A 12,140-nucleotide genomic window follows, 5' to 3' on the forward strand; every position below is an offset into this window, starting at 1 on the left:
ATCGGATGTGAAAGTCGGCCGTAGCTTTCGGCTAGTCAAATGAAAACGGTATGCCACGGTGGAAAGTCGTGGCATACCTGCTTAGCGGTGTTGTTTACTGAACCGCAAGTCGATTTTTTTCCCTGATGCGATTGATCAATTCCATTTGCTCGTGGGTTGCCCTTACCAACAAACCGTCCAGAACGGCATCGTTATATTGTTCACTTGAATAGGTTAATTCAAATAACCCCATCTTAATGATAATATCGCGAACCGCTTCATTTGGATCGTTAGCAAGTCTCAGTCGGATTTTCTGGCTGCTTCGTGGAGCAAGGAGCCCACTAAACAGGCACCGAGCCAAATCGCTTCGAATCGTGACATCAGGATCATTTGCCAGTTGCTCTTGCACCAGAAGAGAGAGCGGATTCATGCGATCTGATTCTTCAATCAACTTTCTTTTAACGCTGTTATCTATATCCTTTGCTAACAATATCTGGACCTCTGGCGTTAACCTTTTATTTTTCGCCAATGCGAGCCTTATTCTGAGATCGTTATCTTTTATCAACCGATGCTGCACTTCTTCACTCAGTGGCGAATTGAAGAGTCCTTCCGAACCTCTAGCCAGTGCTTCCCTAACACAGATGGCATCATCTTCTACCAGTATGAGTTGTGCCGACGGATGCAGTTTAGGATAAGAGGCCATTTTCTGGCGAATTGACAGATCGCTATCTCTGGCAAGAAGGGTTTGTGTTAGAGGATTCAGTGTAAAGAGATAGTTTTCCTCCTCTGGTATCAGGTGGGCACGTACTCTTTGGTCTCTATCGTTTGCCAATTTCACCTGAACTGCTTTTCCTGGGCTTTGTGAGGCCGCAACTGCGCAGCGTACTTTGACCGATTTATCGTTCGCCAGTTGCCATTCGATCTCGCGATCTGTCCACCAATCACGTAACAGGGCGATGCGAACCTTGTCTTCATCATCAAGGAGCAGCTCGTGGAGAATCTTAGTATTCGTATTTTGGTTGGCCGCCAGTTTCTGACGCACATTGGCCTCTTTGTGCGTAACCAACTCTTCTTGCCCATCCCTACTCAACGCCGGGTTACTGGCTAACGCTTCGAGTATCTCTACGCTGCAGTTCTCCAGATTCAGGATTTTATTCTGTAGGGCTTCCGATAGCGCGGAATTACCAGCCAGCGCTAGCGCGATTTTTGTCACACTCTTCGTTGATGGTAAACCTGAGTTTGCCCTCATGCTGGCTAAAATCGACTGTACGCTTTCCATCGCCGTGGCCAGATTGTTTACCGCCAATTCTGTTTTATAGATGCGTTCCATTAACGGTTCGCCGATTTGTGGATTGCCCGCTAGATTCTCGCGTATCGCAGCTGAGCCCGAGTCGTAAAGCTGCGTATAGTACTCTTCATTGAGATGCTGATTTAGTGCAAGTGCCAGTTGTACTTCCTCTTCATCCTTTATTAATTTACCAATGATTGGAGCGGTAAGGGCATTGTTCCTGGCCAGTTGAACACGGATTTCGCTATCATGCATTTCAGCGAGCTGCGCCATGATTGGACCCGTCAGGTTGCGATTACCTGCTAACGCGTAATGCACTTCCTGGTTACCGTTATCCAGTAATTGCTGTTGAGTTAATGCACTTATAGTGGCGTTACTTGCCAGCTCTTTTTGAACATCGTAGATATCATTGGCTAGTCGCTGCTGTACTTCACTCGGTAGATTTTCAGTGTAAGCCAACGATTTTCGAACCTGATGGTTTTGATCCATCGCGAGATGATGTATAGCTTTCTCTGGCAGCGAATTGCGCCAGTGTACCAGGCGTGCACGAACATCATCATCGCTATCATCCATTAAGGTACAGATCGTGTCGTCCGCAATGTTAGCATTGCCAGCTAATGTCTCACGTACTTCTGTGCAGCTGTCTTTGGTCAGTTGTTCCTGAACCTCAGGGTGAAGAGCGTAATTGCTGGCAAGGGCAATACGTATTTTTTCTGACGGATGCTGGCTCAAATTGTTTTGCAACAGGGCGCTATCAAAGTGTTTGCTACCGGCGAGTTCTCTAAGAACTTCATCTGTGTCCTGGAGCAAAGAGTTTAATGCGGGATTGGACAGATTAGGGTGTTCGGCAAGCTTGCGACGAACCGAGACACGCGTATCCTGAGTCAGCCGTATCTGTGCGGTTGCAGTCAGGTTGGGGTTAGACGCTAATGACTCCCTAACTTCCGTACATTCATCTTTTGCTAACTCTAGTTGTACAGCTTCCGCGAGTAATCCTTCACGGCGGCGTTTAGCCAGTGTTTCACGCACGTCCTGATCGCTGTCCAGCGTCAGGATCTGTTGTACCTTTTCGCTAAGCCCATCAAGATCTGCTAGATCTTCACGCACGGTAAAATCGTGGTCCCTTGCCAGTATTTCCTGCGCCTCAGGGTGAAGATTGCTATTGCGCGCCAAACGTCGGCGAATAGAGACCCTGGAATCCTTCGCAAGTTGTAATTGCATTAATTTACTGAGATTTTTATTGGTAATCAGCATCTCGCAAACGTCTAATTCTGGATCACGCATTAAATGTTGAAGCAATGTACTATCTGTGCTGTTGCTGGCGAGCTGGAGTCGATGTTGAATAGTGAGCTGAAGCCGTTCGAATTGTGTTGCCATCAGATCATGCGGTGCATTTGCATGTATACAGGCCAGATGTAAAAGATCGATGTCAAACTCAGGCTGGTCATTAACAATGTTAATACGTTGGGTGAGTACCTGCTCAGGACAGTTCGGGTTACGATATACTGCTTTGCGTACGTTCAGGTCTGCATCTGCCGCCAGTTTTTCCAGTAAATCATCCGGACAATCTTCGCTATTAGCGACCTCTGCGCGGCGCAACGAGTTTGCACTATCCGCCATCTGAATCATCTGCGCTACGCTAAGACCATCGCTGGTGGAAGCTGGTTTGAGCTTGAGTTTCTCAAACAACTCTTCGTATTGGGCAACCTGTTCACGCAGGGTCTCACGTAACGGAACTGTAAGCTGGATAGCAGCTTCCAGATCTTTCAGCTCCAACTGGCGGTTTTCAAGGAATGCTATTTCTCGAGCTTCGTTGATAGCATTCTGAATATCTGCACCTGCATAATCACGGCACTGTGTTACCAGCTTATTGCGTTCATTCTGGGTCAGTTCAAGCGACTCACCTTTCAGATGGATGTCCAGAATAGCTGCTCGCTCTACGCCGTTGGGAAATCCGACGTAAAACACCTCATCGAACCGTCCTTTACGCAGCAACTCTGGAGGGAGCACGGTAATATTGTTAGCAGTGGCAATGACAAATACCGCACCGGTTTTTTCTTGCATCCAGGTCAAAAAATAGCCGAAAAGTCGTGAGGAAACCTCCGAACCACTGCCACTGTTCATGCCGACAAAGGCTTTTTCCAGTTCGTCGATCCACAAAATACAGGGGCTAATTGATTCTGCCATTGTTAGCGCCCGACGCATATTATGTTCACTTTCTCCGACGTACTTACCCAATAATGAGCCGATATCAAGACGTAGGAGTGGCAACTGGAATAAACCGGACGCTGCTTTGGCTGCAAGAGACTTCCCACAACCGGGCATACCGGCGATAAGTACACCTTTAGGCGCCTGTACGCGTGAATCGCGAGCTTCACTCAGGCGGCGGAAAATCTGGGCGCGGCGAGTGAGCCAGGTTTTAAGGTTCTCAAGACCGCCGATGTCAGTTGCATTTTCGATTACGTGCAGCATCTCAAGCACGCCACTTTTTGCGATAATCTGCTCTTTCCCATGCTGGATAAGAGCCAACGCCTCGTCATTAATTTGTTCATGCTGTTGACGAACTACTGCTAATACTGATCGGATCTCTTCCTGGTTCAGTCCGCAACACGCAGTATGCAGACGCTGATGCATATTTTCCGGGACAAACAGATCAAGCATCTGGCAAAAACTGCTGAGCTGCTGGTTAATTTCCTCACCCTGGGGCAGGGACAGGGGGAGCAAGGTGATTTGCGACTCGATTTGTACTGGGATGTGCAAAGTTTCTGAAACAAGTACTACAGCTGTTTTGCTCCGGTGGTGGCGCTGAATGCGGTTGAGCAATTGCTTTAACCGTGCAACGGCGAGTGGCTGGTTTTCCAGTGCACTGCGGGCATCTTTAATGATGAGGAGTTTTCCGTCCAAATCGTCATCGAGCAGCGAAGGTAAACTTTCTGCTAGTTCGGTGGCCTGACTCTGCGTGTTCCGAGGCTGCTTGTTATGGAAATCAACCCAGCCATATCCAAGGTTCCACTCTTTGGGAGACAGTGTCAGTTCTGTACTTATTTCCTGCAATAGCGTATCGACTCGGCTTTCTTCGCCGGAGTGGATGTAAAGCCCTGGATATCCAGCGAGGATATGGGATTTTATCTTGGTCTTAAGTTCGAGCAGATTCATCAGTATTTACCAGAATGAGAAAAGGTTTGAGGCAAAGTTACTGATACCCCGGCTAAAGGACTTAATGACATGACTCGTATTTTCAGTAACACTGGCAATGACTTTGGCAGCTGTTTTGGCAACAACCTTGCCCGCGTTATAGACGATTTCACCAATTTGCCCACCCGCTATACCACCTGCGACACCGCCAACAAACCCTCCAACGGCTGTACCGACTGGACCAAATACGGTACCAATCGCTGCGCCCAACGTGGCCCCCTCCGTTGCACCAGCAATAGCCATTGTCGTGGTTATAGTGGTGTTACCGATGGCATCGAGCGCTTCCTCTCCAGTCAGTTCACCTTTGCCCAGTTTATAAAGTACCTTTGCATTCTGTATGCCCACGCAGACGATATTGGTAATTAGGCCCGCAGGTGTACTGCGTAAGGCTGCGCCAAGAAAGCCGTTCTTGACAGCGACTACGACCGCTCCGGAAACAGCAACCTGTATAGCTGTTTGCGTACCGGTACGCAGCGAGCTTTCGAAAAAATCGTTGAGGTCTTCACTAGTGGATGGATTTTCACGACCGTTCAGGCGATTCCAGGCACGCCTTGCAAGGATTCTGGTTCCCTGCATACCCACCGCAATACAGGCACCGAGCACAGCCTGTTTACCAATTTGCTTGGCAATATCAATACGATTAGTGTCATTCCAGTCGTACTGACGTGCTTCGGCATCTTGTTGAGCTTTTTTCTGTAATTCTTTTGCTTTCTCTTTAGAAAGTGGCTGAGAAGACACTCCGTCAGCTTCAATAACCTCTGTGCTGTTGACCACATCTGCGCCTTGCCCCTCGGGAACTAGCGCTTGTTGATCGTTATAGTCGCCCCGATTGAGCTGTGTATTTGTGGCGTTTGAGTCAGCACCATATTTCGACTGATATTTGCAGACCACATTGCCGTTGCCGTCAACAATCTCAATATCAACGGAGTTTAGCTCCTGTGAACCAACAACCCGTGCACGATACGGACTGCCTTTGGTGGTTGCATCGATATTAAATGTATCGACGTGATGCTGTTCCGCAACAAGACCATCTAGATTGGGGTTTTGGTTGATATTCCCGGCCAGCGTGGTGATTGTTTTGCGCGCATTTTCGTTAGCGTCTACCAAGGCGCTATCGATAAGGCTGGCGTATTGGCCTACGTGTACCGAACCGGAAACTGCTGCATTTTTTTCTATCTCGCCAGCCAACCAGGAGGCACGGCTACGACCTTTATCCATATGCTGCTGTAATGAGTCGCGAGACTGATTAAAGGCTTCCGTAGACCGTATTATCTGCCGACGAGTGTTTAGTAACTCTTCTTCGTTTTTCCAGATCTGTGGATATTTACGAAATTCATCATCCAACCATTGCCCCAATGGCTGATCGCCGCGAGCCTGGCAGGAGGTTACGAAAGAGCTAATAATGGATGCGGTCTGCTCGGGAGCATTAATCTCCTCTACAACTTGCAATTCTACCTGTGTGATGGAGGAAAATTCATCATCGTTAATATTCTGAGCGAGATTATTATTTTGTTGTGTCATCATTTTTACCGTTAAATCTGCTGTGTGATATATCATCAAATGACTATGATAATTGACGCAAATGATATTAGCCGTAATGCTAAATGCAGACTAGCGCAGCGATCACTAATATTGATTATGAACTCTATGACTGAGGTAGCCAAAATCTTCAGGTTGCCACCCGATTTAAAGCTTCTTGGTCAGTTTCTCATTAGGGATTAATTTCGGGGAAATGCCACGTTTTTAAGGCTAAACCAGCCTATCATGCAGGAAAATCCTTCTCGCCGTTTTTTTTGCACAATACAAAACCTCCATATGGAGGAGCGTTAATCTCCATATAAATTTCAAAGATTCTCTAAAAAAACTCTTATTTTTAGGAGGGGGGGAGGCTCTACAACTCATGGCTGTATGGCAATATCTGTAGACTGATAGGTAGCAACAACACGATGTTATGACGTTAAGTTGTATGGTGTTTTGCTTAATTAATATGCAGTTTTAGTTAAGGGAATAAAAAAACCGGCACGGGAGCCGGTAAGTGGAACAATGTAGGAATATAATTATTATTATAATTCAGCCAACTCAATAGGAACGGGTTTCCCTATATGGTATCCCTGTAACCAACCAATACCCATGGTAATTAGCATCTTTTCAATTTCCTCATTTTCAACAAACTCAGCTACCACTTCCATATTTTTGAGTTTTGCTACTTCGCAGAAGGATCTGACGGCGCATCGACTAAATTCATCGGTCAGTATATTACGGATGAAGGAGCCATCAATTTTCAGAATATCTGCGTCTAATGTTCTGAGTCGTGAATAGCTTGACGCCCCTGTGCCAAAATCATCAATAGCAATTTTAGAACCTGCTTTACGTAATGCTCTCAGAACATCAGTGACATTAGCGTTGTCAATGATATCTGATTCAATGATTTCAAAAATTATACGTTTAGGTGCGATGGAATATTTTCTAAACAATGTGAAAACATTATCAAGAAAATCAATTTTATTAAGCGAGTCAGGTGTCAGATTAATGGAGAAATGACTGTTCGGGTCAGATTTCTGCCGTGACTGTATAAAACGAAATGTTTGCTCTATAACAGTGATATCCAGTGCAGGGAGTAATCCTGCTTCGCAAGCAACCGGTAGAATGGTATCTGGAAAGATTAACTTACCATCAACCATTTTTATCCGAATAAGTATCTCGTGATAACGTGTCAGTCCCGTAGTTGAAACGATAGGCTGAACAACCAGCATCGTTGATACGACGGGTTGAGCCATAAGCTCAAACGATTTTCTGTCAATTGCTTTTTGCAACATATGACGAATGACAGCCTGACTGACAATTTTATCACCTGGCACCTGCGGGCTGAGTAACAACGGTTGCCCCTGCATTAACGAGATGTAGCTTTGGGTATTAAGATGTTTAATTGCTTGTGATAAATTTTTAATCAGGTTTTTCTCGGTGGTATATGCCACACCACAAGATAGTCCCAATTGGTAATCCTTCCAGATAAAACGAAAAGAGTTTAGGTCTTTGTAAAGAGTAGGAATGTCAGGGGCAGTATTAAGGCGAAGAATTATTCCATGACCAGGTGCGTAATAAATGTTACCTGTATCCTTAATCAATTTACGTACATATGCGCTTAGCGCTTTTACAAATTCAAAACGGAATTCTATTCCATGAGTTTGCTCCAGCGTATTCAACTCTGTACAACGGATGTAACACAAGCACTCTGTTGCGTGTTTACGGATGTCCATTTGCAGGGCCTGAAAGTTAGGCAGTCCGGTATTAGGCTCTGATCTAAAAAGTTGTTTGAGGCGGCGGAGATATTTTCGGTTACGGACCACAAGTACACCGGTAACAACAATCGTAAGAGAAAAGACAAACACTATCGTGGAGGAAATCACGAGACTATGTAAATAATTATTATAGTTATCCGGTGAAATATAACTGTTTATATAATATCCCAACAGGATGAGCATTGTTACCCATACAGGGGATATAAAAGCATGGCCAATGCAGATCACTCCCCACAGCATTACTGGAAGTAACCACAGTAATGAATAGTCTGTAAATATAAGAATATCTTCTCTGATGACGATCAAAGCGGACATAATGCAGAGTAACAGCACCAGCCATAATACTTGATACAGAATAGGAGGGCCGGATTTTATCAGCGTCTTCACTTGTCTGATGTATAAAATGCACCATGCAGGGTTTTGAACGCTTCTAAGCAACAGATAACAAAAAGGGATGCCAGTCAGGCAAGAGTTCATCAACCACTGTAAGTTAATTAGTGTTTGTAGTGTAAAAAGGTTTGTGATCGGTGCTGAGGCAGTGTTCGACTGGAGCCAGTGATCAATCGAGATGAATAGTAAGGCGTTGCAGCACACGAGCCAGACAATACGCAGGGTTGTAAGCTGGCTACGACCAAAGCTAACCGCGCCTCGTTTACCTGTCGAGAAAAAGTAGAGTGTCTGGCTAATGAGAGCAGCCAGCAGCTGAGCCGTTAGCGTGAATACCGAAGATAAAGAGTAAGAATAAAGGGCATACAAGAAAAAGGCACCCAAAATTGGCAGCGCCTTTTGCCGGTATAAAACCAGCAGTGCAGAAATAAGAGGTAAAGTGAGATCGTAAAAATGCAGGGTTATACCCGCAACATCCTCTTGCTTACTGAGATGACCAGCGATCAGCTGTAATGCAAAAAACGCGATGCCTACACAAAAATAGTCTCTAAATGTATTAATAAAATTTATATTTTCAGTTTTTCTTAGCAATATCATCATTCGCAATTCTCAGTGAGTTATCACCGTTCTCGATTTAAGTCATCTACTTAAAACAGGTTAGACTGGAGGTTTGAAATGTGTATTTTTGGATGTTTTCGCTAATTGAAAACCATTCTAAAATATGTTATGTAAATTTTTTAAAGGTAACCCTCGATAATTTCCGTGTGTTTCACAACGCAGGGAAGAACAATCTTTATGGCTGTGCTGATAATAAAAATTCCGTCAGTAGCCATTATTTAAGACAGAATAGACGATCGATAAAAACGATCAATATAAATTTTTTGATAGATTTTATCGATAGGTTTGGCAGATCATAAATACCACGAAAGATCGATAAAAGCTATTAAAATGTTATTTTTTAATGGTGTTTATTTCATAAATGTTAATTTAGCACTTTGTTTATTAAAAATTAACCTATGCAGGCATCCTTCTAAAGGAATTATTATGATATTGGCGGGAAAGTGAGTTTCCCCACCTTCCCACAATACACTCAATTGTTAATCATTAACGAGGTTGCTGCTGTGTCGCGCAGTGAATGCCGCCGCCGCCAGCCGCAATGCCATCAATATTCAGTTGTATAATTTCACGATCGATAAACAGCTCCTGCAAAATAGCATGGGTATTACGATCGGTGCGCTTATCGCCAAATTGTGGTGCAATGACGGCATCATTACACAGATAAAAATTGATATACCCTGCGGCAAAATCATCACTCGCATAAGTCTGGCGGATGGTAGAAGGTCCTTCCAGCGTGACGACCTTCAACCGTCGGCCTTTGGCATCCGTGGCGGCTCGTAATATGTCCAGATGACGTCGGGTGATCGCGTAATCAAAGGACGACGGATCCTGCTCAAGACCTGTCACCACCGTACCCGGATGCGTGAACCTGGCATAAAAATCTGTATGGCCGTCGGTAATATCCTTGCCGGCAATACCCGGCAACCAGATGATTTTCTCCAGACCTAGCAGTCGCTTAAGTTCTTCTTCGCATTCGGCTTTGCTGACGCCGGGATTACGGTTGGAGTTAAGCACGCAGCTCTCGGTAATAATCGCCGTGCCTTCGCCGTCTACCTCAATACCGCCACCTTCCAGAGTCAGCGCCGAGCGGATGAACTCGGTATGAACGTAATCAGTAACGAATTCAGCCACATCGGCATCACGTTCGTGCTCTTGCTTATTGCCCCAGCCGTTAAAATTAAATCCCACACCGCCGAGCGCACCGCTGGCGCTTTTCACAAACACCGGCCCGGTGTCGCGGATCCACAGATCGTCTATCGGGTGAACCAGAAGATTGACCGACGGTCCGCACAGACGCGCGGCGAGTTCGCTGTCTTCTTCGCGTACCAACATATTTACGGGTTCAAATGCGGCGATGGTTTTAGCAACTAGCGCCAGGTTTTCCTGCACCACCGGTAGCAGATGAGGCTCCCAGATCTCCGCACTGGCACCAAACGCCATCCAGGTTGCTGCATGCGGTGCGCCTTCATCCGGCATTTGCCAGCGGCGGTCCTCTGTTGCGCGGGCAAATTGGCTAAAACTGATGCCTGTCATACCGGCGAGTAACATACTCGTTGAAGTCACCAAACCTTGCCAGACGAACGAACGTCTTGTCATCATAGGATTAACCTTTACGTATATTTATCTGATATTGGATGAATAAAATAATAATAGATAGTTAATGTTCTGCGTGTTTTAAATATTGAATAACAAATGAATTGATTGCGGATAAGTTTCATGCGGAATATATCACAGGAGATATTCGTTGCAATCTCTTCGTTTTATATTATGAGTGAAATTGACTACTATTAAAATTTCTCAACTATATATTTATATATAATTTATATTTATCAGCATGAACATGTGTCACACCGTTGGCTCTGAAGCCCCGTCTGACGGGCCTTGCCGCGGATTGTGATCTGGCCGATTGTTCTGTTGTATTTATTAATGCCATGAACCGTGTGGACTATAGTAAAGATGGCCGTTATTTCTCATCATTAATAACCGTGAGTGGGGGATGTGAATGAAGAAGATACTGATGCTGGTCGGAGATTATGTCGAAGATTATGAAACAATGGTGCCTTTTCAGGCTTTGCAAATGCTTGGGCATCGTGTGGATGCCGTCTGTCCGGATAAAAGTCAGGGTGACTACGTTCAAACCGCCATTCACGATTTTGATGGGGCGCAGACATACAGTGAAAAGCCGGGGCATCGTTTTACGTTGAATGCGAATTTTGCCGAGGCGCGGGCCGCCGATTACGACGCTCTGTTGATCCCCGGCGGGCGTGCTCCGGAATATCTTCGACTGAATCCAGATGTCATTAAGCTGGTGCAAGATTTCAACACTGCCGATAAGCCTATCGCTGCGGTTTGTCATGGGCCCCAACTATTAGCGGCGGCGGGAGTGTTAGAAAACCGGACCTGTAGCGCTTATCCGGCCTGTGCGCCTGAGGTCCGTCTGAGCGGTGGACATTATGCCGATATTGGCATTGATCAGGCCCACGTTGATGGCAATCTGGTGACGGCACCAGCATGGCCCGCGCATCCGCAATGGTTAGCTAAATTTGTTGAAGTATTAATGAAGTAAGCGACGATGAGATGAAAAAGTCGGTATAACCAGCCTGGCTATACCGACAGGATATATTACCTCTGCATGAGTGCGAACACGCCCCACCCGATATATTCCCGGGTGAAGGTAACGTGGCGTGCTGGTGAACTTCTCAGTTGCTCTCTGACTTCGACGGCAAACTCATCGTCCGGATTTGCCTCCAGCCACCGGCGCATCGTCAACCATTTTGCCGCCTCGTATCTGTCCCAACCCTCCTGGTCCGCCAGTACCATTTCGACCACGTCATAACCGAGCTGATCGAAAGACGAAACGCGTTCTGGCAGAGAGAGGAAATCAGTCACTGAGGTCGCGCCGCAAGACTTAGCGATCTCCTCCGTTGCGGGTATCTGGCGCCAGTACGGTTCGCCGATGAGCAGGATCCCGCCTGATTTGAGACTTTGTTCCAGCTGTTTGACCGTTCCGGCAACGCCGCCGGCAATCCAGGTTGCACCAATGCAGGCGGCAATATCGAATTTTTCTTCGGCGATATAACCTGTTGCATCGGCATGAATAAAACGCACGTGCTCAGTGACGCCCAATTCACTTGCCCGCAGGGTGGCTTGCTCGCTGAATAACTGGCTCATATCGATACCAACGCCGGAAATTCCATGATCGCGTGCCCAGGTGCACAACATCTCGCCAGAGCCGCTGCCGAGATCCAGGATGCGGGTTCCTGGGGCCATCCGTAAAACCTGACCTAACGTTGCATATTTCTGCGCGGTGAACGGATTATGAATGCGATGTGCGCTTTCGCTGATTGTAAAAATCTTCGGGATATCCATCTCTC

General features: G+C 46.1%; 6 protein-coding genes. 1 reads left to right on the forward strand and 5 read right to left on the reverse strand.

Going from position 1 to position 12,140, the window contains the following annotated elements; translation table 11 throughout:
• Nucleotides 1-94: 94 nt before the first annotated feature.
• The 4 genes from G4551_RS05195 to G4551_RS05210 form a co-directional block, all read right to left on the reverse strand.
• Nucleotides 95-4,423 carry an AAA family ATPase gene (locus G4551_RS05195; RefSeq protein ID WP_003838703.1) on the reverse strand — a complete coding sequence of 1,443 codons (4,329 nt, stop codon included), beginning with the start codon at nucleotides 4,421-4,423 and terminating at the stop codon, nucleotides 95-97.
• A 6-nt stretch (nucleotides 4,424-4,429) separates the two neighbouring features.
• Nucleotides 4,430-5,986, reverse strand: coding sequence for a hypothetical protein (locus tag G4551_RS05200; RefSeq protein ID WP_032937030.1), 1,557 nt, complete (start codon nucleotides 5,984-5,986; stop codon nucleotides 4,430-4,432).
• A 539-nt stretch (nucleotides 5,987-6,525) separates the two neighbouring features.
• Nucleotides 6,526-8,748, reverse strand: coding sequence for an EAL domain-containing protein (locus G4551_RS05205; protein ID WP_003838698.1), 2,223 nt, complete (start codon nucleotides 8,746-8,748; stop codon nucleotides 6,526-6,528).
• A 504-nt stretch (nucleotides 8,749-9,252) separates the two neighbouring features.
• Nucleotides 9,253-10,365, reverse strand: a complete 1,113-nt coding sequence (locus G4551_RS05210) for an agmatine deiminase family protein (protein ID WP_032941280.1) — start codon at nucleotides 10,363-10,365, stop codon at nucleotides 9,253-9,255.
• Nucleotides 10,366-10,768: 403 nt separating this feature from the next.
• Between G4551_RS05210 and G4551_RS05215 the strand changes: the two genes are divergently transcribed.
• Nucleotides 10,769-11,332 carry a DJ-1/PfpI family protein gene (locus G4551_RS05215; RefSeq protein ID WP_003838695.1) on the forward strand — a complete coding sequence of 188 codons (564 nt, stop codon included), beginning with the start codon at nucleotides 10,769-10,771 and terminating at the stop codon, nucleotides 11,330-11,332.
• A gap of 56 nt (nucleotides 11,333-11,388) precedes the next feature.
• Here G4551_RS05215 and G4551_RS05220 read toward each other — a convergent pair whose 3' ends face one another.
• Nucleotides 11,389-12,135, reverse strand: coding sequence for an SAM-dependent methyltransferase (locus G4551_RS05220; RefSeq protein ID WP_003838692.1), 747 nt, complete (start codon nucleotides 12,133-12,135; stop codon nucleotides 11,389-11,391).
• Nucleotides 12,136-12,140 lie beyond the last annotated feature (5 nt).

It is taken from the genome of Citrobacter freundii ATCC 8090 = MTCC 1658 = NBRC 12681, from assembly GCF_011064845.1.
GTDB classification, from domain to species: Bacteria; Pseudomonadota; Gammaproteobacteria; order Enterobacterales; family Enterobacteriaceae; genus Citrobacter; species Citrobacter freundii.

Excerpts from the sequence above, each read along its gene's own strand:
- G4551_RS05220 (WP_003838692.1), bottom strand. The coding sequence starts at position 12,135 with ATGGATATCCCGAAGATTTTTACAATCAGCGAAAGCGCACATCGCATT.
- G4551_RS05215 (WP_003838695.1), top strand. The coding sequence starts at position 10,769 with ATGAAGAAGATACTGATGCTGGTCGGAGATTATGTCGAAGATTATGAA.
- G4551_RS05205 (WP_003838698.1), bottom strand. The coding sequence starts at position 8,748 with ATGATGATATTGCTAAGAAAAACTGAAAATATAAATTTTATTAATACA.
- G4551_RS05210 (WP_032941280.1), bottom strand. The coding sequence starts at position 10,365 with ATGATGACAAGACGTTCGTTCGTCTGGCAAGGTTTGGTGACTTCAACG.
- G4551_RS05195 (WP_003838703.1), bottom strand. The coding sequence starts at position 4,423 with ATGAATCTGCTCGAACTTAAGACCAAGATAAAATCCCATATCCTCGCT.
- G4551_RS05200 (WP_032937030.1), bottom strand. The coding sequence starts at position 5,986 with ATGATGACACAACAAAATAATAATCTCGCTCAGAATATTAACGATGAT.